The sequence below is a fragment of the Enterobacter sp. EC_64 genome, from assembly GCF_019584165.1.
GTDB lineage: Bacteria > Pseudomonadota > Gammaproteobacteria > Enterobacterales > Enterobacteriaceae > Enterobacter > Enterobacter roggenkampii.
Genome location: NZ_VDAS01000018.1, coordinates 66,328 through 93,086 on the forward strand (window position 1 = coordinate 66,328; position 26,759 = coordinate 93,086).

A 26,759-nucleotide genomic window follows, 5' to 3' on the forward strand; every position below is an offset into this window, starting at 1 on the left:
TAAGTGCAAGAATAATTGTTGCACTTTATGTGCTATTTGAGTGGATGTGAAAAGACCCGTTTCGGTCAGGGATTTAAATGCAACAATAAAACTTGCAATTACTGCAAAAACGCGCCACCTTTAAATGCAACAGACAAAGATACTTTTTCATCCGCTGCGTGGGGGTAACCAGATGAACACTGGCGCATTTATGCATGATTTACTCGACTGGATCGACAACAACCTGGACAGCCGCCTGGACATTGAGACCGTCGCCAGGCGTTCCGGCTACTCGAAATGGCACCTCCAGCGCCTGTTCAAAGAGCATACGGGCTATCCCCTCGCCGGGTATATTCGCGCGCAAAAGCTGCAAAAATCGGTTGAGCGGTTATCCCACAGCGACGAACCGATTCTGAACGTGGCGATCGCGCTGGGCTTTGACTCCCAGCAGTCCTTCAACCGCAGCTTTAAGCGCCAGTATGGTCAGGCGCCTGGGGCATGGCGACGCAGTATGGGTGGCCCCGAAACGCAGCAGCTTCACCAGTAATGCATATTTTGCTGCAACGTCGATCTGTTGCTGCTATACTGTATATAAATACAGTATAACGAGGTGCACGATGGCTGTTGAAACAAAATTTGTTGTCGTAAGAAAAGGTGAAGAGAAAATGACATTTGCCAGTAAGAAAGAGGCTGACGCTCACGACAAGCTGCTCGATATGGCCGACGCGTTCACCGACTGGCTGTTACAAAGCGGAATGCAGATGGATGAAACGCAGGCTGAAAATCTTGGCCTGTATCTCGCCGAGCAGAAAGAGACCGTGCAGCATATTCTGCGTACCAGCAAGCTTCCCGATCTCACTGCTCCAGCTGTAGCGGATAAAACAGACTCCGACGCGGCTGACGCAAAAAAAATCAGGGCTGTGAAAGCGGCCTGATTGTCAGAAAATCATCACCGTTCTGGAAGCCGTAAGCAGATAACTGCTTACGGCTTTTTGGCTGTCTGTAGTACTCTCCTGCTGATTGATGTTAACGATACCATCGTTTCAAAGCAGGAGATGATGCACTGACAAAAAAAATAGGACGTTAATCAACCTTTCGGGAAGGTGACGTGGGTTCAGTCCTTTTAATATAATTTAGAAATATTCATTTTTGTGATTAGAAATCCATACGAGGCTTGAGTCACGATAGTCGTCGTTAGTGGATGCTATCAGCGAGCATTTATCTGCATTACCATCAGCGGTGTAGGCACAGCTTTGCTTCACCATGAAAGTGATGTCCTCTCTTTTCGACACTAATTCTGAGTCAAGGAATTGCGCACTCCCGGATGGGTAAACGATGCGTTCATCTTTTGGATCTTTGTAGTTTATTATGCGAACGGGGAATTGGCTGTTGTGATATTCATATCGCTCTACAACTTCGCCCGTATCTTTGTCGATTATTTTTTCCAGCAAGCCACGTATATTATAACTGAGTAAGTAATTACCTTTTTCATTCTCAAGCTCAGTAATTTCGCAGCGCTCATTTATTTTTCCGGTAATACGCTGGCCTTTAAGTGACGTCAGTAAGCCATCTTTATTGACCAAATGAAACTCTCGATCATTTGCCTTGTCAACCATGTTGATACTCGTAAAGCATCCGCTGCGATCATATCTAACTTCTGTCATAACCTGAAGTTTACCTGTAACATCCCGCATCCACTGGAGGCTATGTTTTACGTTCCCGGTTGTTGCATCATGATCGAATAAAAGAGCAGCATTTAAGACCGCCGGTTTGAATTGAGTAAATGCCGCGACATCAAATGATAACGTCAATAATAATAGATTTAAAAAAACACCTGCTTTCATAAGTCATCCCTTTATTAATAAAATAGTATTCAACGATGATGTGAATTCGCGCTCTCATATTTTACGAATAATCAAAGCGTTTCCATGACACACGTTAAGTGTCTGCTTTTTGTTCTAATCAATCGATACAAGGGCCCCTCATTTTTTGTGTGCACTCGCTTTCCGACGGATCTCAATCATCCTGATATACATATCACGCAACTCCTTATTCTGCTTGATGACCATTTCTTTGGGCAAGGATTCTCTCTCACGATTCCATTCATCAACGACACCCTGGCACGCCAGATAAGCGTCATTAACAATATTTTCAGCTGGAATCATCGTGTTGATATAGGGAAAGGTATGTTTGTTCAGGCATACAGAGACAGGTGGGCCATAATCATGTTCTTCGGCATGTAAGGTAATAGCAATAAGGAGGATAAACAATGTTAGAAATCTCAACTTTTTTTCCCCTGATAAATACTGTTTCGTCAAATGACTGTCTTCCGGGGAGTTATCGACTTTGTGCAAAAAATCTTTAGTTACCCAAGGAAGTTATTATCCTGCTGTAGGGACTGCTGACACAAAACCTGACAGATGAAGGTTTTAATGACTTGATATCAGTTTAGAAATCACCCCGTTGAGCTCACAATTCATAGCAGGCGTAACCTTAAAACTATCCGCTTCTATGCTAAACCTTCCAACCACAAAACCTGGTAGCTATACAAACACGCCAGACTGTTAAGTTAATACGCTTTCCCCCTCTCTGAGGAAATACGCATGACCCCACATCCGCTACACCAGATCATCGAATCCTGTGACCACGCCATCACAAACAAAAACTATGACGCCCTGATGGAGTACTACGCCGACGATGCGGCTCTGGTGGTCAAGCCCGGCATGACGGTTAAAGGCAAAGAAAACATCCGCAACGCGTTTATTGCCATCTCGGATTATTTTCAGAACCAATTGATTGTGAAACAAGGAGAGATGCAGGTGATCGAAGGAGGTGGTAATGCCCTCGTTATCATGGAAACCGTTCTGCGTTTTCCTGATGGTCAGGGTGGAATAACGGAAATGTCGCGCCGCGCGACCTATGTTTTTCGGCAGGAAAGCGATGGTCGCTGGCTTTGTACCATCGACAACTCCTACGGTACATCGCTTCTGGATACCGGGAACCGATCGCGTTAATCACTCTTTCAAAGGGGCGCTGCCGCCCCTCCACGCCAGCCCCTTAATGCGCAGTAATGCGCGGCTCCTTCACAAACTCAGCCAGCAGCCACACCATATCGTGCAGCAGGCCTGTCAGCTCCTTCACTACGTGAGCGGGCAGCGTTCCCCCCATAACGGCTTGCGTCAGCGCCAGAACGTAGTCCACCTGCGTTAAGGTGTCCTGCCAGCAGTCGGGCACGCAGGAGTTGGTTTTCTCACCCATGATCAACTGTTCAATCAGGTATGGCGGAAGATCGGCATCGCAGAGTGCGCGCAGCCTGCGCAGAGCCTCAAGGAGACGCTCGCACAGCGCATTACGGCTCGCGACATCATCGGTTTCGACCAGCACGCTCACCAGCGCGGCGCAGTTGTCGGCGACGTCAAAGAGATCGGCATCGGCCGGAAGCGGTCGGGAGATACGTTGCAGAATGACGTTTTCGTCAGACGGGAGATAAGTCAATGTTGGGATAGTCGCCATACAAGGCTTCCTTCTATATGGAGTTTATTTAACCACCCTTTGAGTTCCTACGCTCGGGGGGTAGCGCTGACAGAGGTAGGAATACCGCCCATATAGAAAACGGCCAGCCTTACGGCTGCTCCGTCAGCGCCACCGTTATTGTAACGAGATCGGCACTGCTGCGACATACGTAATGTCACTATATGGTTGACGGGTTCCTACGCCCGATTGCGGATGTGCCGCAACGCAGGCACTTTACGACCGCGCCTCGTAGAGGAAAAGACATAACGCTGAATTTCATAAGGTTACTTTGCGGTTTGCGAGGCGCCTTCAAGAAACGTTCACCGGGGTCAGACAGAGCACGCCCCACCAAATTTTGCCCCAACCTCTCTGGCACATCTGGTGTATTGTTTTTAAACAATAACATCCTCTAAAGGACACCTGCGCAATGATCACCATCCTCGGCAAAACCACCTCCATCAACGTTCGTAAAGTGCTCTGGACCTGCGAAGAAGCGGGCATAGCCTATCAGCAGGAAGATTACGGCAGCGGTTTTGCCTCGACGGAAACGGATGCCTTTCGCGCCCTGAACCCCAACGCCATGGTGCCGGTGCTGATTGACGGTGATTTCGTGCTGTGGGAGTCCAATTCCATCTGCCGTTATCTGGCGCGCAAGGCCGAACGTCACGATCTGCTGCCCGCAGAACCGCAGGCCTGCGCCAACGTTGAGCGCTGGATGGACTGGCAGGCCACTGAATTTAACAACGCCTGGCGCTATGTCTTCCCGGCGCTGGGGCGTAAAAACCCGGACTTTAACGACCCTGAGCGCATTGCGGCGGGAATCAAAGAGTGGAACCACTGCATCACCATTCTGGAAAACCAGCTGCAGCGCACCGGGGCCTTTGCGGCGGGCGAGACGTTTACCCTCGCGGACGTGGTGCTTGGGCTGTCGGTGAATCGCTGGAAAATGACGCCGTTTGATAAGCCAGACGTGCCCGCCATTGAGGCCTGGTTCGAGCGCCTTAACCAGCGTCCGGCATTTTTGCGTCACGGCAATAACGGCATGATATAAAACTTAATGCCTGAATGAATACCGCAACGAGGCTGTTTTATTTAATTACGAAACCCTGATTGTCGTCAGAGGGAATAATAATTAAGCCATATCCTGGACAGCCCGTTGCACCGCTTTGCTAGCCTGAATAGTCAGGCAAAGCTCAACCCGGAGGTATTCTTGCTGATTAAACTCAAGAAAGAACGAACGCATAAGGAGGATCGCCGGCTTGCTCTCTGGCTGGCGACCTCAGCAGGTTTGCTGAACGCCATCGCCCTCGGGGCATTTGGTTTTTTTCCCTCACACATGACCGGCAACACCTCACAGTTATCCAGCGAAGTTTCTTCTACCGATCTGAGCGATATGATTTTCTTCGGCTCGATAATTCTCTCTTTTGTGGCTGGCGCCATTATTGCGCGCACGATCGTGATATGGGGAATTATCCATAACGTCAGGCTGGTTTTTTGCCAGATCCTTTTTGTCGAGGGGATATTACTGACCGGCGTTTCCTTCTACGAAATGTATTTTCATGCGCTCACCAGCAATCGCGAGATTATTCTTTTTCTCTGCTTTCTGATGGGCATTCATAATTCCACCTCCACGCAGCTTTCCGGCGGACGGGTAAGATCGACGCACATTACCGGCACGCTGACGGACGCGGGGATTTCCCTGGCCTCCGTCATGGTGGCGATGCTGCGCAGGGATTACTCCAAAGATACGGCGGCGCAAAAAAGTCAGCTAAAAACCCACTTAACCACCCTTTTTTCGTTCATTACGGGCGGTATTGCGGGGCTGCTGCTGTTCAGATGGATTGGCTTCAACGCTATGCTGGCGCTGGGCGTGATGCTCGCGGTTGTCGCCACCGTCTCAATTATCACCGTCTCGTCGCGGGTTCGACGGGTTCGCGCCCCTCTATGAAGGTAATGACCTGTAATCGGCATAAAAGCCCTTTAGATGTGACACTGTCACATCTAAAGATTCGCTTTAGGACTATTCTGCCCGCCCCACAATCAGGCCTTACGCCATAAGGCCTGACCTCAGGTTGCCACTAGTTTCATAGGGTTACTGATTTTCCCCCTTCGCTGGAACCCTTCCCAAACGCTTGCTATAGGTCAATTACCCCTGCCGAAACATGGCATAACAACAGGCAACCGGTGGTTGCTATAACGCATGCGCACAGGGAGACACACCGCAATGCACCCATTACTCAAACGTTCGCTGCTGTTTGTCGGCGCCATTATCGTGGTTCTCGCCCTCCTCGTCTGGGGGATCGGGCTGGAGACCATCAAAGCGCGTCAGGTTGACCTGATCTATCTCGGGCAACAGCATATGATTCTGGTTTTCTCATCAATGTTCTTTGCCCTGCTGGTGGGTATTCCGGCCGGTATTCTGCTGAGCCGCCCGGCCGCGCGGGGTATCGCCGAATATGTGATGCAAATCTTTAATGTCGGCAACACCCTGCCGCCGCTGGCCGTGCTGGCGCTGGCGATGGTGGTGATTGGTATTGGCGATACGCCGGCCATCATCGCCCTGTTCCTCGCCTCGCTGCTGCCGATCGTGCGCAACACCTATGCCGGGCTGTGCTCGGTCCCACCGTCGCTGCTGGAAGCGGCAAACGGCATCGGGATGACCAAATGGCAGCGTCTGCGCCAGGTGGAGCTGCCTGCCGCCTGGCCGGTCATGCTCTCGGGGATCCGCATCGCCACCGCCATTAACGTCGGTACCGCACCGCTGGCGTTCCTGATCGGCGCCAGCAGCTACGGCGAGCTGATTTTCCCCGGCATTTATCTGAACGATTTCCCGACCCTGATCCTCGGCGCGGCGGCCACCGCCCTGTTCGCCCTGATCCTCGATACCCTGCTGGCGGCGCTGGGTCGCGTGATGAGTCCCCATCTCGCTCGATAACAATAACAAGGAGCTTTTATGAGACTGATATCCGGCCTGGCGGCGCTGTGTGCCGCGGCGCTGTTCACCGGCCAGACCATTGCGGCCCCGCTGATTCTGGCAACCAAGAGCTTTACCGAGCAGCACATTCTCTCGGCGATGACCGTGCAGTACCTGCAAAAGAAAGGCTTTCAGGTGCAGCCGCAAACCAATATCGCCACGGTGATCTCCCGCAACGCGATGATCAACAAACAGATTGATATGACCTGGGAATATACCGGCACGTCATTAATCATCTTTAACCACATCAACAAGCGCATGTCGCCCCAGGAGTCTTACGAGACGGTGAAACGTCTGGACGCGAAGCACGGTCTGGTCTGGCTCAAGCCCGCCGACATGAACAACACCTATGCGTTCGCCATGCAGCGCAAGCGCGCCGAGGCGGAACATATCAACACCATGTCGGAGATGGTGGCGAAGATTGAGCAGATCCGTAAAACCAACCCGGACAAAAACTGGCTGCTGGGCTTAGACCTGGAATTTGCCGGGCGCAGCGACGGCATGAAGCCGCTTCAGGCCGCCTATAAGATGGACCTGGACCGCCCGCAGATCCGCCAGATGGACCCCGGTCTGGTTTATAACGCGGTGCGCGACGGCTTCGTCGACGCCGGGCTGATTTATACCACCGACGGGCGCGTGAAGGGCTTCGATCTCAAGGTGCTGGAAGACGATAAAGGCTTCTTCCCGAGCTATGCCGTCACCCCGGTGGTCCGTAAGGACACGCTGGAGGCCAATCCGGGCCTGGAAGAGGCGCTCAACACCCTCTCGGCCCAGCTCAACAACGACGTTATCACCGAACTGAACAAGAAGGTGGATATCGACCATCAGTCACCGCAGCAGGTCGCCCGTGATTTCCTGCGTAGCAAACAGCTGCTGTAGGAGGCGCTATGGAGACGATTCACTACATTCTGGACAACTGGGACTACCTCTTAACCCTGACGCTGCAGCATCTCTGGCTGGTGGCGCTGGCCGTGGGCTTAGCCATTCTCATCGGCGTCCCGCTCGGCATTCTGATTGTCCGCCACAAGTGGCTGGCGACGCCGGTGCTGGGGATAGCCACCATCGTGCTGACCATTCCGTCCATTGCGCTGTTTGGCCTGATGATCCCGCTGTTTTCGCTGATCGGTCAGGGGATTGGCGCCCTGCCCGCGATCACAGCGGTGTTTCTCTACTCGCTGCTGCCGATTGTGCGTAACACCCATACGGCGCTCGACAGCCTGCCGCCGGGCCTGCGTGAAGCCGGACGCGGCATCGGCATGACCTTCTGGCAGCGCCTGCGCTGGGTCGAAATTCCGATGGCGCTGCCGGTGATTTTCGGCGGGATCCGCACCGCCGTGGTGATGAATATCGGCGTGATGGCGATTGCCGCAGTGATCGGCGCGGGCGGTCTGGGCCTGCTGCTGCTCAACGGCATCGGCGGAAGCGATATCCGCATGCTGATTGCGGGCGCGCTGATGATTTGTCTTTTAGCGATTGTGCTCGACTGGCTGCTGCACCGTCTGCAGGTGGTTCTGACTCCGAAGGGGATTCGATAATGATAAAACTGGAAAATCTCACCAAACACTTTTCACAGAAGCACGGCCAGACCTTCAAGGCCGTCGACAACGTCAACCTGAACGTACCCGAAGGGGAAATGTGCGTCCTGCTCGGCCCGTCCGGCTGCGGGAAGACCACCACCCTGAAGATGATTAACCGCCTCATTACGCCGAGCAGCGGGACGATCCTGATCAACGGCGAAGACACCAGCGGGATGGACACCGTCACCCTGCGCCGCAATATTGGCTACGTGATCCAGCAGATTGGCCTGTTCCCGAACATGACCATCGAAGAGAACATTACCGTCGTACCGCGCATGCTGGGCTGGGATAAAGCGCGCTGCAAAACCCGCGCCGAAGAGCTGATGGATATGGTGGCGCTGGATCCGCATAAGTTCCTGAATCGCTATCCGCGCGAGATGTCCGGCGGCCAACAGCAGCGCATCGGCGTGATCCGCGCCCTGGCGGCGGATCCTCCGGTGCTGCTGATGGATGAGCCCTTCGGCGCGGTGGACCCGATTAACCGCGAGGTGATCCAGAACCAGTTCCTCGAGATGCAGCGCAAGCTGAAAAAAACCGTCATGCTGGTCAGCCACGACATCGATGAAGCCCTGAAGCTTGGCGACCGTATTGCGGTGTTCCGGCAGGGGAAAATCGTCCAGTGCGCCAGCCCGGACGAACTGCTGGCGAAACCGGCGAACGAGTTTGTCGGCTCGTTTGTCGGCCAGGACCGCACGCTGAAGCGTCTGCTGCTGGTCTCGGCGGGCGACGTCACTGACCAGCAGCCGACCATTACGGTGCGGGGTTCGACGCCGCTGCCTGAAGCCTTTGCCACCATGGATGATAACGATATTCGCGCGATTACCGTGGTTGACGAGCACGGCAAGCCGCTGGGCTTTGTGAAGCGTCGCGAAGCGCGTAACGCCAGCGGGACCTGCGCCGACATCCTGCATCCGTTCCGCATGACCGGCAAAGCCGAAGACAACCTGCGCGTGGTGCTGTCACGCCTGTATGAGAGCAACACCAGCTGGATGCCGATCGTGGATGAGGACGGGCGCTACAACGGCGAGATTTCTCAGGACTATATAGCCGAGTATCTCAGTTCAGGTCGTACGCGTCGGGCGCTGAATATACATAGCGAGAACTAATCTTTCCGGCCGGGCATCGCCCGGCTTTTCCGCACGCATACCTTTTGCTAACCCCGCGATTTCCCGCCACAATATTGTATCTTTCCCGTTTACTCGCGACCCATGCAACGTCTTCATACGTACCCCGACATCCGCGCGATGTTTCGTCGACTGCTGATTGCTACCGTCACCGGCGTGCTGGCCGCGCTGGCCGTGGCGGTGTTCCGCCACAGCATGTATCTGCTGGAGTGGCTGCTTCTCAGCAACGACAGCGGCAGCCTGGTGAATGCCGCCGCGTCGCTCTCACCCTGGCGGCGCGCGCTGACGCCCGCGCTGGGCGGGCTGGCTGCGGGACTGTTGCTCTGGGGATGGCAACGGCTAACCGCCCAGCGGCCTCATGCCCCCACCGATTATATGGAAGCGCTGGAGACCGGCGACGGTCAGTTTGATTACGGCGCCAGCCTGGTGAAATCCCTTGCCTCGCTGCTGGTCGTGGCCAGCGGAAGCGCCATCGGGCGTGAAGGGGCGATGATCCTGCTTGCCGCCCTCGCCGCCTCCTTTTTTGCCCGGCGCTTTACGCCCAAATCCGAATGGAAGTTATGGATCGCCTGCGGTGCCGCGGCCGGGATGGCCAGCGCCTACCATGCTCCGTTAGCCGGAAGCCTGTTCATTGCGGAGATTCTGTTTGGCACGCTGATGCTGGCCTCGCTCGGGCCCGTGGTTATCGCGGCGGTAGTGGCGCTTCTCACCACGCAGCTCCTGGCGCCGGGAACCGGCACGCTCTACGCGGTCCATTTGAGCGGCACACTAACCGCAACTGATTATGCCCTGCTGCTCGCCATGGGGCTGCTGGCGGGTCTTTGCGGACCGCTGCTGATGTGGCTGATGGGGTTCAGCCACGGGCTGTTCCTGCGCCTTAAGCTTTCGCCGCCGTGGCAGCTGGCGCTCGGCGGTGCGATCGTCGGGCTGCTGTCTCTTCTGACGCCGAAGGTGTGGGGGAACGGCTACAGCGTGGTGCAGGCTTTCCTGCTCGCCCCACCGCTGCTGTCGATCGTTGCAGGCGTCTTTATCTGTAAACTGATGGCGGTGCTGGCGAGCAGCGGATCGGGCGCGCCGGGCGGGGTATTCACGCCCACGCTGTTTGTCGGCATGGCGACAGGGATGCTGTTTGCACAGCTTTTCGCGCTGTGGCTGCCGGGCGCTGAGACGGCGATTCTGCTTGGGCTGGCGGGGATGGCGACGCTACTCGCCGCGACCACGCATGCGCCCATTATGTCGGCGCTGATGGTCTGTGAAATGACCGGGCAATATTTTTTACTGCCCGGTTTGCTGGTCGCCTGCGTGCTGGCGTCCGTGCTGTCGCGGACGTTACGCCACGACTCGATCTACGGTCAACACGCCACTGAGGGCAGAGAGATCGATGTACTGCGCTAGCTCGCGCTGCTCGGCGCGAGGCAGATAAGGCAGTTCACCCACCAGTGGTCCGGGTAGTTTGGTGCTCAGCACGTCGATGATCTCCGCATAGTGCGCCAGACCAGGGTTGATGCGGTTGGCCACCCAGCCAACCAGCGGCAGGCCGTCATTGGCAATCGCCTGCGCCGTCAGCAGCGCATGGTTAATGCACCCTTCCTGAATCCCCACCACCATCACCACCGGAAGCTGTTCCTGCACCACCCATTCCGACAGCGGGCGCAGATCGTTCATCAGGCTGCGCCAGCCGCCCGTACCTTCCACCACCACGTGATCGACCTTCTCGCACAGGCTCGCCAGACCGTTGGACAGCAGAGGGTAATTAATCAGGCCGCTATGCGCCACGCTGCTCTCCTCTTCGCTTAACGCAATAGGATTGATCGCGTGATAAGGCAGTTCCAGTGACGAGACGCTTTGCAGTACCAGGGCGTCTTTATTACGCAATCCCTCTGGCGTCTCTTTACTCCCTTTTGCGACCGGTTTGTACCCTGCCACGCGTTTACCGCTTGCTGCCAGCGCCTGCAGCAATGCGCGGGATACAACGGTCTTGCCGACAGAGGTATCTGTACCAGTAACAAAGAAACGCTTAAGCATGACTCACTCCACCTCTTGGGTATGCTTCGAAAATATAAACCAGGTAAATAATTCAGTGGAGGAAGTCTACGGGATGCGTGCGCTACCCGGCTTGAGATAGCGCAATTTTTCTTACATCTGCAAAAAAGAGTTAACCCTGTAACAGGCGGATCAACAGCGAGCCGTTATACATGGCATCTTTGACCAGCGCGGCGCCGGCCATCGTGCCCTGATTGGAAAACTGGGTACTTTCTACCGCAATGTTCCGGCTGTAGGCGGGAAGCGACTGCTGCTGAATACAGGCCGTAATCGCCGGGAAGAGGATCTCCGCCGCCTGGCTCAGCGGTGAGCCAATAAGGATTTTTTGCGGGTTGAAGAGGTTCACCATAATCGCCAGAATGCGGCCAACGTTATTCCCCACCCCGGTAATGATGTCCTTCGCCAGCAGATCGCCCTGACGCGCCGCGGCGCAGAGAGAATCCACCGTGAGGGGTTGTCCGTGCAGCGAGGAGCTCATGGACTGACTGAGCCTGACCTGCGCCAGCTCCAGCACGCTTTCCACGCTGGCAATGGTCTCCAGACAGCCGTGGTTCCCGCAGTAGCAGCGCTTACCGTATGGGTCGACCTGGGTATGGCCAATTTCCACCAGACTGCTGCTTCCGGCGTGGAGAAGACGTCCGTCGGTAATGACGCCTGCCCCGACGTTATGATCGATAACCACCTGAATCACATCCCTCGCCCCGCGTGACGCGCCGAACAGCGCCTCCGCCATGGTCCAGGCGCTGATGTCATGCTGAATATAGACCGGCACGCCGGTATGGTTTTTCAGCACTTCGCCCAGCGGCATCTCTTTAACATCGTCGTAAAACGGCATGCGGTGAACAATGCCATTTTCGGTATCAATAATACCCGGCATGGTGATGGCAATGGCCGTTAAGCGTTCAAGCTTCTGCTGGTGACGAATAAAGAAGCGATCGATATGCGAAACAATCGCGTCGAGGAGGGGTTCCCCGGCGTTGAGCGGCAGATCAAGACGGTCTTCCACCACCAGCTTGCTGCTGAGATCGCGCAGCGCAAGGAAGATCTCCCCCCGGCTGATGCGCAGCGACAGGTAGTGCCAGGCCTCCGTCTCCACCACCAGCCCGACTGCCGGACGGCCACGGCTGCCCGGCTCCTGAATTTCCGTCTCCTGAACCAGGTGCGCTTCCAGCATCTCGCGGACAATCTTGGTAATACTGGCGGGTGCCAGCTGTGCCAGGCGCGAAAGATCGATACGCGAAACCGGACCAAGCTGATCAATCAGGCGATACACCGCGCCAGCGTTGGTCTGCTTAATCTGATCAATATGCCCTGGCTGACTATCAGCGACCACCTCGTACTCCCTTATTTTCGAGCTTCGAAATAAACTGTTGGCTATGGTGAAGCACTTGCAGGGCTGCCGTCAAATATTTACTTAGCCATGTGATTTACTGCACATTTTTGCCCACTTTTCCCTGAAAATGCCGCCCGGCGGAGGCGTTCATCAACTGCTGTTTGAAGCGCTGTGCGGCATGGCTCTGTTCGCGATGTTTTGCCCAGACCAGCCACATCTCTGAAACGGCATCCTCTTCGGCGATGGTCACCCAGCGCATTTCGCGCAGTTGTACCCGTTTAAAGGAGGCCGGAAGAATAGACACCCCCAGCCCGGCGGCGACCAGGCCAATAATGGTCATCGCTTCCCCGACTTCCTGGGTGATGACCGGGGCAAGATCGTAGCGGCGCATCAGCCCCAGGATATCGTCATACAGACCCGTTCCGACCTGCGGGTCAAAAAAGACAAACGGCTCGTTTGCCAGCTCTGCCAGCGAAACCGCCGGACGCGACGCCAGCGGGTGATCGTGCGGGATCATGGCCATCAGCGGCTCGCGCAGGATCACCTCCCACGCCAGCGAGTCCGGCAGCTGGGTATTACGCATCAGCCCCAGATCCAGCGAACCTTCATTGAGCGGCGCGATCTGCTCGCGGGTATTGATCTCGCGCGTTTGAATATGAACATCCGGGAAATGGCGACGGAATGACGACAGGGTTTCCGAGACGGCGCTGATAAACGGTGCGGACGAGGTAAACCCGATGCGCAACTCTCCGGCCTCCCCGAGATAGAGCCGTTCTGCCCGGGCGGCGGCGTCCTCGACCATGCTCAGAATTTGTCGGCTGTCGATGAGAAACTGCTTACCCGCCGCCGTCAGGCTCACGCTGCGGTTGGTGCGGGCCAGAAGGCGCGCCCCGACCTGCTGCTCCAGGATCTGAATCTGCTGGCTTAAGGGCGGCTGAGAGATGTTCAGCCGCGCCGCCGCGCGGCCAAAATGCAGCTCTTCGGCGACGGCGACAAAGTAGCGGAGATGACGCAGCTCGATATTCATATTTTTAAAGTATCATTTGAGATTATTAATATATTAGACAGAATATTTACATTTTCCTACCCTGAAGGTGTGGTCATACCCGTCACCAGAAATCACGGGGATGTTTAAGCAAGGAAACTGTGTGAGTCGTACAACTACGATTGGTATCGATCCGGCAAGCGATATCAATGATTTACCTGCAGCATCGCAGCCGGTTCAGTTCATTAAACGTGGTACCCCCCAATTTATGCGCGTCACGCTGGCGCTCTTCTCCGCCGGTCTGGCGACCTTCGCCCTGCTCTATTGCGTTCAGCCGATCCTGCCCGTGCTCTCCCATGAGTTTGGCGTTTCACCCGCCAGCAGCAGCGTATCCCTCTCTATTTCAACCGGGATGCTGGCGATTGGCCTGCTCTTTACCGGGCCGCTGTCCGACGCCATCGGCCGTAAACAGGTGATGGTAACCGCGCTGATGCTGGCCTCGGTTTGTACGCTACTCTCGACCATGATGACCAGCTGGCACGGCATTCTGGTGATGCGCGCGCTGATTGGGCTCTCGCTCAGCGGCGTGGCGGCAGTCGGGATGACCTACCTCAGCGAGGAGATCCACCCGAGCTTTGTTGCCTTCTCTATGGGGCTATACATCAGCGGGAACTCGATTGGCGGGATGAGCGGGCGTCTGCTGAGCGGGGTATTCACGGACTTCTTTAGCTGGCGTATTGCGCTGGCGGTCATCGGCTGTTTCGCGCTGGCATCCGCCCTGATGTTCTGGAAAATTCTGCCGGAGTCGCGTCATTTCCGCCCGACATCGCTGCGCCCGAAAACGCTGTTTATCAACTTCCGCCTGCACTGGCGCGACAAGGGGCTGCCGCGCCTGTTCCTGACCGGCTTCCTGCTGATGGGCTCGTTCGTCACGCTGTTTAACTATATTGGCTATCGCCTGATGCTCTCGCCGTGGCATCTGAGCCAGGCTCTTGTCGGTTTACTCTCGGTTGCGTATTTGACCGGAACGTGGAGTTCACCGAAGGCCGGGGCAATGACCGCCCGCTATGGCCGCGGCCCGGTCATGCTGTTCTTCACATCGGTGATGCTGGTCGGCCTGCTGCTGACGCTCTTCTCCTCCCTGTGGCTGATTTTTGCCGGCATGCTGCTCTTCTCCGCGGGTTTCTTCGCCGCCCACTCGGTCGCCAGCAGCTGGATTGGCCCACGCGCGCGTCGCGCCAAGGGCCAGGCATCCTCGCTGTATCTGTTTAGCTATTACCTGGGGTCCAGCATCGCCGGGACGCTCGGCGGCGTGTTCTGGCATAACTACGGCTGGAACGGCGTGGGCGGGTTTATTGCGCTGATGCTGTGCGCGGCGTTGCTCGTGGGGGGAAGCCTGCATAAACGTCTGAGATAATATGCTCGCGGGCGGACGTCCGTTTCCCGAAAAACGGCACCAGCATACTGGTGCCGTTTTTCGTTCAGGAATCCCAGGCCTGCTCTATTTTACCGGCTTCAAACTGCGGAGGCGGTTTTCGGAAACGGCGCGTGAGCCATGTCAGGTAAAGGATCCCCAGTGCCGCCCAGATGAGGCCAAGCGTCAGGGACGTCGCTTCGAGGTTTATCCACAGCACGCCGACCGTGACGGCACCAATGAGCGGCAGCAGAAGATAGTGGAACCGATCTTTCCACGTTTTGTTCAGCCCCTTGCGCCGCCAGAAATGGTTGTACACCGAGAGATTAACAAACGTAAACGCCACCAGCGCGCCAAAGTTGATCAGCGCCGTCGCGGTCACGAGATCAAAGTACAGGGCCGACAGCGCCACTATCCCAACCATAATGACGTTCAGGGCTGGCGTACGCCATTTCGGATGCACGTAGCCAAACACCCGCTCCGGAAACACGTTGTCACGCCCCATCACATACAGTAAGCGAGAGACGCTGGCGTGCGAGGCCAGGCCTGAAGCGAGCGTATTCACAAACGTGGTACACAGAAACACCGACTGGAAGAGCTTGCCGCCCACGTACAGCGCGATTTCCGGCAGCGCAGCGTCCGGGTTTTTGAAGCGCGCGATCGTCGGGAAAAAGAGCTGCATGAAAAACGAGGCAACAATAAATATCAGCCCGCCATACAAAGCGGTGAGGAAGATGGCTTTGGGGATCACCCGCGCCGCGTTTGGCGTCTCTTCCGACAGCGTGGTGACCGCGTCAAAGCCGAGGAAAGAGAAGCAGACGATAGTCGCGCCGGTAATAATCGGGATCAGGTGTGCGTTCTCGCTGATAAACGGCTGGAGCGACCAGACGGTGCCGACGCCCTCTCCCTTATGCAGACCGTGCACCACCAGTATGACAAACACCACCATGATGGCGATCTGCACCAGCACAAACAGGGTGTTAAAGTTGGCGACCAGATTCACACTCTTCAGGTTCGCCAGCGTCAGGATCGTCACAAACCCCACCACCCAGACCCACGGCGGGACTTCAGGGAACAGCGCGGAAAGGTAGATCTTCGCCAGCAGCACGTTGATCATCGGCAGGAAGAGATAATCCAGCAGCGATGACCAGCCGACCATAAAACCTAAATGGGGGCCGATCGATTTCTGCGTGTAGGTGTACGCGGAGCCCGCTTCCGGGAACTGTCGTACCAGTTTGCCGTAGCTGATGGCGGTAAACATGACGCCAGCCAGCGCCAGGAGATACGAGGCGGGCACGTGGCCATTGCTGATACCGGACACAATACCGAAGGTATCAAACACGGTCATGGGGGTGAGATAAGCCAGCCCCATCATGACCACCTGCCAGAGCTTGAGGGAACTGCGCAGCCGGGTTCTGCCGGCCATGCGCGGCGAGTCAAGAGAGGTGTTAGTCGCCATAAACCGTCCCCCCCATGCTTACCGTGGTTTGCAATCGCGCTGTCCTTAACGCAAACCTGCTTAGCAAAGGGGGAAGTTGTAAAGAACACACGCGATCGTACCAGCGCACCGTCTCTGGCTCGCACTCACAGCAGGCGCCTGACTGGCCCCCTTCGCCCTGCGGATAGTTGAACATCTGCATCATTTCCTACCTCGTCACACAGTGTCGTTAAGAAAATCCCTGTGCCGCCTGCGCTCCATAACGCGACTCCCGGGAGAAAGCTGGCGTGCCAGCGAACAGTTAGGCCAGGCTCCGCGCAGGCCGTTTGGTGATACGTGTCAGATGAAACAAAGCGGCCCCTTACCGGGGCACGTCATCAGGCGTTTTTCAGCATCCACTCAATTTCCGTTTCGGTAATCAGGCGTTCAAACTGCAGCAATTCATCATTTTTGCAGGCGTGATAGACGTGGCAGAAACGTTCGCCCAGCCGCTCGCGAAGGCTATCGTTTTGCATAAATTCCCACAGCGCATCGCTCTGACGAATCGGGAACGGCAGCCCGTCCTGCTCCAGACCATTGCCTTCCACTTCTTCCTGCAGGGGTAAATCGTTATCCAGCCCATGTAAAATGCCGGCAAAAATCGCCGCCATCACCAGATACGGATTCGCGTCAGCGCCCGCCACCCGGTACTCGACCCGATGGTTATGGCGATCGCCGCAGGGGATACGCAGGGCAACGGTGCGATTATTGTGTCCCCATGACGCCTGCGTCGGCACGTACATCCCCGGCTGGAAACGGCGGTAGGAGTTGACGTTCGGTGCCAGCAGCGCCATGGACGCAGGCATCAGGTCGATCATCCCGGCCAGCGCGCGTTTCAGCAGCGCGGAATCCTCGCCGTTGGCGTCTGCGAGCACGTTTTCGCCTCGGTTGTTTTGCATGCTGATGTGGATATGCATCCCGCTGCCCGCATGTTCTTCATACGGCTTTGCCATAAACGTGGCGTGCATCTTATGTTTTTCCGCCATCTGCCTGACGAGACGTTTAAGCGCCAGCGCATCATCGCAGGCATCGAGCACGTTTTCCGTATGGTGCAGGTTTATCTCAAACTGGCCCGGGGAGGCCTCAGCCACTGCCCCGTCGGCGGGGATCAGCTGCAGCTGCGCCAGTTCGTCAATGTCGTTCAGCACGTCAGCAAAATGGTTAAGATTATCAACCGAGTAGACCTGACTCTGCGTGTTACGCACGTCGGTGCCCGGCGCGCAGGGGGGCTGCAGATAGCCGTCGGCATCGCGTTTACGGTCAAGTAAATAGAACTCCAGCTCTACCGCTACCACGGGGAACAGGCCGCGCTGGCGCAGCTGCTGCCAGAGTCGGTTGAGTACGTTCCGCGGCTCAACGTCAAAGGGAGCGCCATCTTCATCGACCATGGTGAGCTGCACCTGACCAATGTATTCCGGGTCGGCGGCGGAAGGCGTCAGGGTGCCCGGCACCGGCACGCAGATACAGTCCGGCTCGCCGAGCTCCTGCCCCAGACCCGCCTCTTCCACGACGTTACCTAAAATGTCCATGGCGAAAACCGATGCCGGGAAATAGCAGCCTTTTTCAAGCTTGCTCAGTCCGGCAACCGGGATGCGCTTGCCGCGAAAACAGCCGTTCAGGTCGGTCAGGAGGACATCAATAAACTGGGTGTCAGGATACTTTTCTAAATAGCGCTTCACTTCCTGCGTAAAGGCGCTGCCCCGCCTCTCATCCGTGTGCTGCACAAAGTTCTCAACTTCTACGATATTGGTTTCCATGATTTACCACCGTTTTTGGGATTTGCGTTCGCTGCTCTGGACTGTCAAATATAATGTCCACCCTATCGAATCTGTATGCAAATAAATTGTTTGTCAAATGTTAAATTAAGTTTGCAAAAGGCAGATCCCGTTGCTAGATTGAGAAAATATTGAACGAAAAGGCCGTTTATCAGGCGAAAATGGCCTAAATTTAGTCCACTTTGTGAGGGCGATCATGGAAAATATAATGAACAAGCCAGTTATTGGCGTGGTGATGTGTAGAAACAGGCTTAAGGGTCATGAGACCCAGACCCTGCAAGAAAAGTACCTGAATGCCATTATTAACGCGGGGGGTTTACCAATTGCCTTACCGCATGCGCTGGCAGAGCCAGAGCTGCTCACCGCTCTGCTGCCCACCCTGGACGGAATTTACCTGCCGGGCAGCCCAAGTAACGTGCAGCCGCACCTTTATGGTGAAAACGGCGATGAGCCTGACGCCGATCCCGGGCGAGATCTTCTGAGTATGGCGCTGATTGCCGCCGCGCTCGAAAGGCGCATCCCCATTTTCGCCATCTGCCGGGGGCTGCAGGAACTCGTTGTTGCGACGGGGGGGACGCTGTATCGCCGCCTGTTCGAGCAGAACGACCTGCTCGAGCACCGGGAAGATCCTGAACTGCCGGTTGAGCTACAATACGCCCCGTCTCATGAAGTTCAGGTTCAGGAGGGAGGACTGCTGTCTCAATTAATACCAGGCTGTAACACATTTTGGGTAAACTCGTTACACGGGCAAGGTGCACGAACGTTAGGACCACGGCTTCGCGTGGAGGCCCGCTCGACGGATGGGCTGGTCGAGGCGGTCAGCGTTCATGACCACCCTTTTGCCCTCGGCGTGCAATGGCACCCCGAATGGAACAGCAGCGAGTACGCCCTATCCCGTATGTTGTTTGAAGGTTTTATCACCGCCTGTCAAAGCCACATTGCCGAGAAGCAACGGCTTTGACCACTACCGTAAAGGAAATGCAACTATGAGCGATGACGGACTGGCGCCAGGGAAACGTCTGTCTGAGATCCGCCAGCAGCTGGGTCTCTCACAGCGGCGTGCCGCCGAACTGTCTGGGTTAACACACAGTGCCATCAGCACCATTGAGCAGGACAAAGTCAGTCCTGCTATCAGTACGCTGCAAAAGCTGCTGAAAGTTTATGGGCTGTCGCTCTCGGAATTCTTTTCGGAACCGGAAAAACCTGATGAACCGCAGGTGGTTATTAATCAGGAAGACCTTATCGAAATAGGCAGTCAGGGGGTTTCGATGAAGCTGGTTCATAACGGAAATCCGAACCGTACGCTGGCGATGATTTTTGAAACTTACCAGCCTGGAACCACGACCGGAGAGAGGATCAAACACCAGGGTGAGGAGATCGGTACGATACTGGAAGGTGAAATATTGTTGACCATTAATGGCCAGCAATATCACCTGGTTGCGGGGCAGAGCTATGCCATCAATACCGGCATACCACACAGCTTCAGCAACACCTCGGCAGGCATCTGCCGCATTATCAGTGCCCACACTCCCACCACGTTCTAATTACCACTCAGTCCCGGCGTAAGCGCGCTTACGCCGGGAAATATAAAAACGATCGCTGTCGGCATTTAACGGGTTAATTCCCGGGATGCCCCACGGCTTCGTATTGCCTGAAACGGCCATGCCTTTATTTATCTGATTGCGAAAGAAAGGAGTGAATATGCATTTTCAGCACCTGACTTACTGGCAGGATAAAGCAAAAAACAGCGCCATTGAGACCCGGTTATTTATTAACGGTGCCTATTGTGACGCCGCCGATAATGCCACGTTTGAAACCGTCAATCCCGCGACCCAGCAGACGCTGGCGAACGTCGCACGGGGCAAGCAGGCGGACGTGGACCGCGCGGTTCAGGCCGCGCGTGCGGTATTTGAGCGCGGTGACTGGTCGCAGGCGTCTCCGGCGCAGCGCAAGGCCGTGCTCAATACGCTCGCCGATTTAATGGAACGCCATAGCGAAGAGCTGGCCTTACTGGAAACGCTGGACACCGGTAAACCCATCCGCCACAGCCTGCGCGACGATATTCCCGGCGCGGCGCGCGCCATTCGCTGGTACGCCGAAGCGGCGGATAAAGTCTACGGCGAAGTGGCGCCTACGGGGCCGGGCGAGCTGGCGATGATCGTGCGCGAGCCCATCGGAGTTGTCGCGGCCATCGTCCCCTGGAACTTCCCGCTGCTGCTGGCCTGCTGGAAGCTGGGCCCGGCGCTGATCGCGGGCAACAGCGTGGTATTGAAACCATCGGAGAAATCACCGCTCACCGCCCTGCGGCTGGCCGGACTGGCGAAAGAGGCGGGCCTGCCTGACGGCGTGCTGAACGTGATAAGCGGTTACGGCCACGAAGCGGGCCAGGCGCTGGCATTGCATCCGGAGGTCGAGGTGCTGACGTTTACCGGCTCTACCCGTACCGGCAAGCAGCTGTTGAAGGACGCGGGAGAAAGCAACATGAAGCGCGTCTGGCTGGAGGCGGGCGGCAAAAGCGCCAACATTATCTTTGCCGACTGTCCGGACCTGGACAAGGCCGTGAGCGCGACCGCCGCCGGAATTTTTTATAACCAGGGGCAAGTCTGTATCGCCGGCACCCGCCTGCTGCTCGAAGAGAGCATCGCTGATGACTTCCTGGCAAGGCTGAAGGCGCAGGCCCGCCACTGGCAGCCGGGCGATCCGCTCGACCCCGACAGCACGATGGGGATGCTCATCGACGCCGCGCACGCCGATACCGTCCACACGTTTATTCGCGAGGGAACCCGGAAAGGTACGCTGCTGCTGGACGGGCGGGAACAATCGTGGCCTTCCGCAGTCGGTCCAACCATTTTCGTCGACATCGACCCTGCCTCTCCGCTCTGCCGGGAAGAGATTTTCGGGCCGGTGCTGGTCGTCACCCGTTTTAAAACCGAAGAGGAAGCCTTAACGCTGGCCAACGACAGTGAATACGGGCTTGGCGCGGCGGTATGGACCCGCGATCTCTCCCGCGCGCACCGCATGAGCCGCCGCCTGAAAGCCGGCTCGGTCTTCGTCAATAACTATAACGACGGTGATATGACCGTCCCCTTTGGCGGCTATAAGCAGAGCGGCAACGGTCGCGATAAGTCCCTGCACGCGCTGGAAAAATTTACCGAACTGAAAACCATCTGGATTGCCCTGGAGCCTCAATCATGACCGAACATACCACCAGCTACTACGCGGCCAGCGCGAACGCTTACGAACCTTTCCCGACGCTTAACGAATCGATCAGCTGTGACGTGTGCGTGGTGGGCGGCGGCTATACCGGCCTCTCCTCCGCGCTGCATCTCGCCGAAATGGGCTACGACGTGGTGCTCCTTGAGGGGGCGCGCATCGGCTTCGGCGCCAGCGGACGCAACGGCGGCCAGCTGGTTAACTCCTACAGCCGCGACATCGACGTGATCGAGAAAAACTACGGCCCCGATGCTGCCAGAGCCCTCGGAAGCATGATGTTTGAAGGCGGGGAGATCATCCGGGAGCGTATCCAGCGCTATCAGATCCAGTGCGACTATCGTCCCGGCGGGCTGTTTGTGGCGCTAAACCATAAGCAGCTGGAGACGCTGGAGGAGCAAAAAGCCAACTGGGAACGCTACGGCAACACGCAGCTGGAGCTGCTGGACGCCAGCGCCATCCGCCGGGAAGTCGACAGCGACCGCTATACCGGCGCGCTGCTGGACCGCAGCGGGGGGCACATTCATCCGCTGAACCTGGCGATCGGCGAAGCGGACGCCATTCGCCTGAACGGTGGGCGGGTGTATGAACAGTCCCCGGTGACTGCCATTCAGCACACCAGCCCGGCCGTGGTGAGCACGCAGCATGGTCAGGTGACGGCCCGCTACGTGATCGTCGCCGGGAATGCCTATCTGGGCGATAAGATCGAACCGGAGCTGGCAAAACGCAGCATGCCCTGCGGCACCCAGGTGGTGACCACCGCCCCGCTGCCGGAAGAGCTCGCCCGCACGCTGATCCCCAATAACTACTGCGTGGAAGATTGCAACTACCTGCTGGATTACTACCGTCTCACCGCCGACAACCGCCTGCTGTACGGCGGTGGCGTCGTGTATGGCGCGCGCGATCCGGACGATGTCGAGCGCCTGGTGATGCCAAAGCTGCTCAAAACCTTCCCTCAGCTGGCAGGCGTCAAAATCGACTACCGCTGGACGGGCAACTTCCTGCTGACCCTGTCGCGTATGCCGCAGTTTGGTCGTCTGGATAAAAACATCTATTACATGCAGGGCTACAGCGGCCACGGCGTGACCTGCACCCACCTGGCCGGACGGCTGATCTCGGAACTGTTGCGCGGTGACGCTGAGCGCTTTGATGCGTTTGCCAACCTCCCGCACTACCCCTTCCCGGGCGGCCGCAGCCTGCGGATTCCATTTACGGCGATGGGCGCGGCGTACTACAGCCTGCGCGATCGTCTTGGCGTATGATCGTTTCGACAAAAGGGTATCTGACATGAGTAACCAGGAATTTCATCAGCGCAGACTTTCTGCCACCCCGCGCGGCGTTGGCGTAATGTGTAATTTCTTTGCCCGCTCGGCGGAGAATGCCACGCTCACCGACGTGGAAGGCAACGACTATATTGATTTCGCCGCCGGGATCGCGGTACTGAATACCGGCCATCGTCATCCTGAACTGGTGGCCGCAGTCGAAAAACAGCTTCACCAGTTCACCCACACGGCCTACCAGATTGTGCCGTATGAAAGCTACGTTTCATTGGCCGAAAAACTTAACGAGCTGGCTCCGGTGCAGAGCCCGGCCAAAACGGCGTTCTTCACAACGGGCGCGGAAGCGGTGGAAAATGCCATTAAAATCGCCCGGGCCCACACCGGCAGACCGGGCGTGATTGCCTTCGGGGGAGGCTTTCACGGCCGAACCTATATGACCATGGCCTTAACCGGCAAGGTCGCGCCTTACAAGCTGGGATTTGGCCCCTTCCCGGGCTCGGTTTATCACGTGCCGTATCCCTCCGAGCTGCACGGCATCACGACGCAGGATGCCATCACGGCGATAGAACGCCTGTTCAAAGCAGATATTGAGGCGAAACAGGTGGCGGCGATTATTTTTGAACCCATTCAGGGTGAAGGCGGATTCAACGTCGCCCCGCCAGAACTGGTGGCCGCCATCCGCCGTATCTGTGATGAGCACGGGATCGTGATGATTGCCGACGAAGTGCAGAGCGGCTTCGCCCGTACGGGGAAACTGTTTGCGATGGAACACTACGCGGACAAACCCGACCTGATGACGATGGCTAAAAGCTTGGCAGGCGGAATGCCGCTGTCCGGCGTGGTGGGCCGCGCCGAAATCATGGACGCGCCGGCTCCCGGCGGCCTGGGGGGCACCTATGCAGGCAACCCGCTTGCGGTGGCCGCCGCGCACGCGGTGCTGAAGATTATCGACAACGAGTCGCTGTGCGCGCGTGCCCGTCAGCTGGGCGATCGGCTGAAAGCCACGCTGGAGGAGATTCAGGGCACCTTCCCTGCGCTCGTGGCGATAAGGGGAAGAGGCTCGATGATTGCGGCGGAGTTTTTTGACCCCGAGAGCCGTGAACCGTCGGCCGCCATCGCGCAGGCGATCCAGCAAAAGGCGCTCGCCCAGGGTCTGCTGTTATTGATCTGCGGCCAGTACGGCAACGTGATCCGCTTCCTTTATCCGCTGACCATTCCGGATGCCCAGTTCAACCAGGCGCTGGCGATCCTGCAACAGGTTATGCGCGATAAGTCCTGAGTGCCTACCGAAAACCGTCTTCCGGAATGCCGGGGACGGTTTCAACGGAGGAGATCGGCACAGATTTCCTCCATGTGGGAAATGTTAGGGAATTGGGTCTGTTTCATTGTATGCTCCCTGAAACACATCCCCGGCATGAGGAAATAAGAATTGCAAAAAACATCAGCCTATCAGTCACTTGTGGAAACCTTCCAGCGTCTCTCCCGCTTCTCGCACCTTACCTCCATCGCCAGCTGGGACATGTTTACCATGATAAGATTTGTAAACAAATCAGCGCCTTGCTTAACGCTGTCTAGGAATAGTACCAGGAATATCTAGGAGTCATTGTGATCAATAATGCTATTTTACAACTCATTGTGTGGGCTACACGGCAGCTCACATACCTGAATGCTATCCCTGAGAAGGATACTTGGGAGAAGGATTTATGGATTGATCTAGCCTACCTCATTCAACAGTGTGGGAACCTGCTGAACATAGACTCACAGGTAGATCCTTTTGACATGATCGCTGAAGCAAGGGAGATAAAAGACAGGATGGAAGCTGTGAGGGGAACTGATGAATGGACTTTGATGATTAACCAGATAAGGAGCTTAGATAGTGATTGGGACGATGATTGGGATGGAGATGAAGAAAGCCCCAATTAAGCGGCTATTATTAGAAGATGAAAATCCTATCACCAAAGATTTGTACTAAATCCTCTGTAACCTTTACTAAATCAGCGTCCAGGAACGGATATCCATCCATTACCAGAGCTACAAAGAATTGAGCTAGTAAAATCCCATCTTCATCTTCACGATAGCGTAGAGCATTCTTTAAAGCGCTTCTGAACACTCTTGCAGGAATAGGAATACCCTCTTTTTCCCATTTTTCACAAGCGTTATAGCAGCGATCTAGAGAAGCCTCTAGTCTTACCTCTTTCATACTTTCCATTTTAATCTCCTACACTCATGCTGTAAGCCAGATTACTACCCTATCTGAGATCTTAGAACGTGCTCAGGAAATTAACCCTCTTTACACCGCTTCTGATGCATTGAGAGCATGGTCAGATGCAGCTCCAGAAATGCATATAGCTCCTGTAGAGAGCACTACCAAGCTACGTGGTCAAATCTATGACCTTACACGTCAAACACCATTACAGCAGGTTGTAGAAGCTATTACAGGTACTTCTGTTGAACCTGCTGCTCCTGTTGAAGAGATGGGATGGATGCTATCTGATTTAACTCCTGCTGACTTGAATGATATTCATCGTATTGCTGATAAACGTGCTCAACGTGAACTAAGGGATATTATTTCTGCTCAACGCAAGAGTAATAAATACACTGGTAAATTTGCTGATCTTGCTGATCTTGCTGATCTTGCTGATCTTGCTGATCTTGCTGATACTCAGCGTATTATTCAAGAACAGAATGAAGGTAAACCTTGGAATAAAATTTTCTCAAGTGATATCAATACTTATGGTCAAGAGATTTTAGATGAAATTGGTGTAGGTAAGATTGAACGTAATCTCTCCAAGCTTGGTAAATGGGGTGAAAATATGTCTGTATTCAACCGAGCTGCAAGTAAAGACCAAGCTAACCGTATTGCTGCGGCTTATGGTGAGGAGGTTAAGAAAGGATTGAATGAGGATATTGAAGCTAAGACTAAGGAATATGTCAAAGCTGCTGATGAATTAAGTTCTTACCGTAGACAGAATAACATCTCTAACCTTGCTGAAGGTATTGTACTTCGTAAACGTGCTGATGCTCATGGCTATGGTGTTTCCAACTTAGAGAGCCTTGGTGAACAAATTAAACTTGCACGTAAAGGTAATTTAGTTGATGTAGATAAATTTACAAATGCTATGTATAACGCTCAGATGCGTAAGTTTGTTGCTAATCAAGGTGATGAAGCTCTTATGAAAGCTCAAGATCTTAAAGATACAGCTCGACGTATCAAACTTATGGGTAGCACTGCTACTGGTGGCAATCCTTGGAGTGAAGGTCTTAACATCAGTGGGCTAAGCTTGTTTGCTGCTGATGAAATTGCTGAACAGGCTGGTAAATCTATTCTTGGGGCAGGTATTGCTACTCTTGGTAGTGCTGTTGCAGGTGGATATGGTATGAAGCGAGCAATTGATGGAGCAATCAATTCACGTCTTGCTGAAGCATCCCGTCTTTTACGTCAGGACAGTAAAATTGATGCAGAAACTGGTCAATGGATTCAGAAAAACCTGAAGGTTGAAATTGATGAACGGATTGAACAATGGGCTTCTGAATGGCAAAGAGAACATCCCAATGCTAAGCACATCCCTACGGATGCAATGCATAAAGAGGTGGATCGAGTTGTCAAACAGGAACTAGTTAAACTGAAGGCAATTAAAGATCTTCCAGAGTGGTTAATTAAAGGTATGGCTACTCGTGCTACTGCGGCAACAGTTACAGGAAACACTCTCTTTAATTGATCGCCAGATTAATCAAAATCAATACATTCATAAGCGTAATATTAGCCTCCTTACTAATTGGAGGCTATATGAAACGGTTCACTGTTAACGAAGTGTTAGACTATTTAGATGCTGAGGATATTGATTTTAACAAATTGAGATCAACTGATGGTCTAACCTTTTACAAAGAAAAGCTTATTTTTATGTACTTCTCTGATTTATTCAGTGTGAATGTATTGTCAAAAATCAGTTGGCCTACAGCAGTGATCTTGACCCGCCATTTCCGGACAGCTTTTGTATCTTAAGTTAACGATGCCCGCTGCCGCCGGTATTCTCTCGGAGAGTGATATCCCAGCGCACTATGCGGGTGATTTTCA

Annotated in this window: 27 protein-coding genes; 18 read left to right on the forward strand and 9 right to left on the reverse strand. The window is 55.1% G+C overall.

Annotation, left to right across the window (positions count from 1 at the left end; translation table 11 throughout):
* The first annotated feature begins 172 nt into the window (after nucleotides 1-172).
* Together FHC52_RS15420 and FHC52_RS15425 are read left to right on the forward strand one after the other, a co-directional pair.
* Entirely contained in the window at nucleotides 173-526 is a 354-nt protein-coding gene (locus FHC52_RS15420; RefSeq protein ID WP_021241208.1) for a helix-turn-helix domain-containing protein, read from the forward strand.
* 70 nt (nucleotides 527-596) lie between these two features.
* Nucleotides 597-914, forward strand: a complete 318-nt coding sequence (locus FHC52_RS15425) for a YebG family protein (protein WP_063616282.1) — start codon at nucleotides 597-599, stop codon at nucleotides 912-914.
* A gap of 198 nt (nucleotides 915-1,112) precedes the next feature.
* On the opposite strand, the gene FHC52_RS15430 is transcribed toward FHC52_RS15425, so the two are convergent.
* Nucleotides 1,113-1,823: a YnfC family lipoprotein gene (locus tag FHC52_RS15430; RefSeq protein ID WP_025911437.1), complete on the reverse strand. Its 711-nt coding sequence runs from the start codon at nucleotides 1,821-1,823 to the stop codon at nucleotides 1,113-1,115.
* Between the two features lie 138 nt (nucleotides 1,824-1,961).
* Nucleotides 1,962-2,333, reverse strand: a complete 372-nt coding sequence (locus FHC52_RS15435; RefSeq protein WP_080474224.1) for a hypothetical protein — start codon at nucleotides 2,331-2,333, stop codon at nucleotides 1,962-1,964.
* Nucleotides 2,334-2,582: 249 nt separating this feature from the next.
* Here FHC52_RS15435 and FHC52_RS15440 point away from each other — a divergent pair, with 249 nt between their 5' ends.
* Nucleotides 2,583-2,993: an SgcJ/EcaC family oxidoreductase gene (locus tag FHC52_RS15440; protein WP_126288129.1), complete on the forward strand. Its 411-nt coding sequence runs from the start codon at nucleotides 2,583-2,585 to the stop codon at nucleotides 2,991-2,993.
* A gap of 43 nt (nucleotides 2,994-3,036) precedes the next feature.
* On the opposite strand, the gene FHC52_RS15445 is transcribed toward FHC52_RS15440, so the two are convergent.
* A complete protein-coding gene (locus tag FHC52_RS15445) occupies nucleotides 3,037-3,492 on the reverse strand; it encodes a hypothetical protein (protein ID WP_039266235.1) in 456 nt (151 codons plus the stop codon).
* 427 nt (nucleotides 3,493-3,919) lie between these two features.
* On the opposite strand from FHC52_RS15445, the gene FHC52_RS15450 reads away from it, so the two are divergent.
* From FHC52_RS15450 to clcB, 7 genes are all read left to right on the forward strand, one after another.
* Nucleotides 3,920-4,543 carry a glutathione S-transferase family protein gene (locus tag FHC52_RS15450; protein ID WP_045414982.1) on the forward strand — a complete coding sequence of 208 codons (624 nt, stop codon included), beginning with the start codon at nucleotides 3,920-3,922 and terminating at the stop codon, nucleotides 4,541-4,543.
* A gap of 159 nt (nucleotides 4,544-4,702) precedes the next feature.
* Nucleotides 4,703-5,440: a YoaK family protein gene (locus tag FHC52_RS15455; RefSeq protein ID WP_032667268.1), complete on the forward strand. Its 738-nt coding sequence runs from the start codon at nucleotides 4,703-4,705 to the stop codon at nucleotides 5,438-5,440.
* Between the two features lie 276 nt (nucleotides 5,441-5,716).
* Entirely contained in the window at nucleotides 5,717-6,427 is a 711-nt protein-coding gene (osmY, locus tag FHC52_RS15460; RefSeq protein WP_008502441.1) for an osmoprotectant ABC transporter permease OsmY, read from the forward strand.
* Between the two features lie 18 nt (nucleotides 6,428-6,445).
* Nucleotides 6,446-7,345 (forward strand): osmoprotectant ABC transporter substrate-binding protein OsmX, encoded by a 900-nt coding sequence (osmX, locus tag FHC52_RS15465; protein ID WP_023344015.1) that lies wholly within the window; start codon nucleotides 6,446-6,448, stop codon nucleotides 7,343-7,345.
* A gap of 8 nt (nucleotides 7,346-7,353) precedes the next feature.
* On the forward strand, nucleotides 7,354-8,001 hold the full coding sequence (gene osmW / locus FHC52_RS15470; protein WP_014169860.1) for an osmoprotectant ABC transporter permease OsmW: 648 nt from the start codon (nucleotides 7,354-7,356) through the stop codon (nucleotides 7,999-8,001).
* Nucleotides 8,001-9,149, forward strand: a complete 1,149-nt coding sequence (osmV, locus tag FHC52_RS15475; protein ID WP_023344013.1) for an osmoprotectant ABC transporter ATP-binding protein OsmV — start codon at nucleotides 8,001-8,003, stop codon at nucleotides 9,147-9,149. Before osmW ends, osmV begins: the two co-directional genes overlap by 1 nt.
* 102 nt (nucleotides 9,150-9,251) lie before the next feature.
* Nucleotides 9,252-10,562 carry a voltage-gated ClC-type chloride channel ClcB gene (clcB, locus tag FHC52_RS15480; protein WP_126288125.1) on the forward strand — a complete coding sequence of 437 codons (1,311 nt, stop codon included), beginning with the start codon at nucleotides 9,252-9,254 and terminating at the stop codon, nucleotides 10,560-10,562.
* Here the strand turns inward: clcB and bioD are convergent.
* From bioD to FHC52_RS15495, 3 genes are all read right to left on the reverse strand, one after another.
* Entirely contained in the window at nucleotides 10,497-11,192 is a 696-nt protein-coding gene (gene bioD / locus FHC52_RS15485) for a dethiobiotin synthase (RefSeq protein ID WP_008502446.1), read from the reverse strand. The two genes, clcB and bioD, sit on opposite strands and share 66 nt — an antisense overlap.
* Before the next feature lie 130 nt (nucleotides 11,193-11,322).
* Entirely contained in the window at nucleotides 11,323-12,543 is a 1,221-nt protein-coding gene (gene mlc / locus FHC52_RS15490; protein ID WP_059365155.1) for a sugar metabolism global transcriptional regulator Mlc, read from the reverse strand.
* A gap of 94 nt (nucleotides 12,544-12,637) precedes the next feature.
* On the reverse strand, nucleotides 12,638-13,570 hold the full coding sequence (locus tag FHC52_RS15495) for a LysR family transcriptional regulator (RefSeq protein ID WP_023292581.1): 933 nt from the start codon (nucleotides 13,568-13,570) through the stop codon (nucleotides 12,638-12,640).
* A gap of 121 nt (nucleotides 13,571-13,691) precedes the next feature.
* On the opposite strand from FHC52_RS15495, the gene FHC52_RS15500 reads away from it, so the two are divergent.
* Complete coding sequence (locus tag FHC52_RS15500; protein WP_126288124.1) at nucleotides 13,692-14,945, forward strand: MFS transporter; 1,254 nt, start codon at nucleotides 13,692-13,694, stop codon at nucleotides 14,943-14,945.
* Between the two features lie 64 nt (nucleotides 14,946-15,009).
* On the opposite strand, the gene FHC52_RS15505 is transcribed toward FHC52_RS15500, so the two are convergent.
* Together FHC52_RS15505 and FHC52_RS15510 are read right to left on the reverse strand one after the other, a co-directional pair.
* Nucleotides 15,010-16,401 (reverse strand): APC family permease, encoded by a 1,392-nt coding sequence (locus FHC52_RS15505; protein WP_008502450.1) that lies wholly within the window; start codon nucleotides 16,399-16,401, stop codon nucleotides 15,010-15,012.
* A gap of 356 nt (nucleotides 16,402-16,757) precedes the next feature.
* Nucleotides 16,758-18,176 (reverse strand): glutamine synthetase family protein, encoded by a 1,419-nt coding sequence (locus tag FHC52_RS15510; RefSeq protein WP_008502452.1) that lies wholly within the window; start codon nucleotides 18,174-18,176, stop codon nucleotides 16,758-16,760.
* Between the two features lie 214 nt (nucleotides 18,177-18,390).
* On the opposite strand from FHC52_RS15510, the gene puuD reads away from it, so the two are divergent.
* From puuD to FHC52_RS15540, 6 genes are all read left to right on the forward strand, one after another.
* Nucleotides 18,391-19,155, forward strand: coding sequence for a gamma-glutamyl-gamma-aminobutyrate hydrolase (gene puuD / locus FHC52_RS15515; protein WP_023292584.1), 765 nt, complete (start codon nucleotides 18,391-18,393; stop codon nucleotides 19,153-19,155).
* 25 nt (nucleotides 19,156-19,180) lie between these two features.
* Nucleotides 19,181-19,738 carry an HTH-type transcriptional regulator PuuR gene (gene puuR / locus FHC52_RS15520; protein WP_008502454.1) on the forward strand — a complete coding sequence of 186 codons (558 nt, stop codon included), beginning with the start codon at nucleotides 19,181-19,183 and terminating at the stop codon, nucleotides 19,736-19,738.
* A 157-nt stretch (nucleotides 19,739-19,895) separates the two neighbouring features.
* On the forward strand, nucleotides 19,896-21,389 hold the full coding sequence (gene puuC / locus FHC52_RS15525; protein ID WP_047748305.1) for an aldehyde dehydrogenase PuuC: 1,494 nt from the start codon (nucleotides 19,896-19,898) through the stop codon (nucleotides 21,387-21,389).
* Nucleotides 21,386-22,666, forward strand: coding sequence for an FAD-binding oxidoreductase (locus tag FHC52_RS15530; RefSeq protein ID WP_032674665.1), 1,281 nt, complete (start codon nucleotides 21,386-21,388; stop codon nucleotides 22,664-22,666). Before puuC ends, FHC52_RS15530 begins: the two co-directional genes overlap by 4 nt.
* Before the next feature lie 25 nt (nucleotides 22,667-22,691).
* Complete coding sequence (gene puuE, locus FHC52_RS15535; protein ID WP_023344009.1) at nucleotides 22,692-23,963, forward strand: 4-aminobutyrate transaminase; 1,272 nt, start codon at nucleotides 22,692-22,694, stop codon at nucleotides 23,961-23,963.
* A 326-nt stretch (nucleotides 23,964-24,289) separates the two neighbouring features.
* Complete coding sequence (locus tag FHC52_RS15540; protein WP_126288122.1) at nucleotides 24,290-24,607, forward strand: hypothetical protein; 318 nt, start codon at nucleotides 24,290-24,292, stop codon at nucleotides 24,605-24,607.
* Nucleotides 24,608-24,617: 10 nt separating this feature from the next.
* On the opposite strand, the gene FHC52_RS15545 is transcribed toward FHC52_RS15540, so the two are convergent.
* A complete protein-coding gene (locus FHC52_RS15545) occupies nucleotides 24,618-24,893 on the reverse strand; it encodes a hypothetical protein (RefSeq protein ID WP_126288120.1) in 276 nt (91 codons plus the stop codon).
* 130 nt (nucleotides 24,894-25,023) lie between these two features.
* On the opposite strand from FHC52_RS15545, the gene FHC52_RS15550 reads away from it, so the two are divergent.
* Nucleotides 25,024-26,403, forward strand: a complete 1,380-nt coding sequence (locus tag FHC52_RS15550) for a hypothetical protein (protein WP_220420139.1) — start codon at nucleotides 25,024-25,026, stop codon at nucleotides 26,401-26,403.
* Nucleotides 26,404-26,759 lie beyond the last annotated feature (356 nt).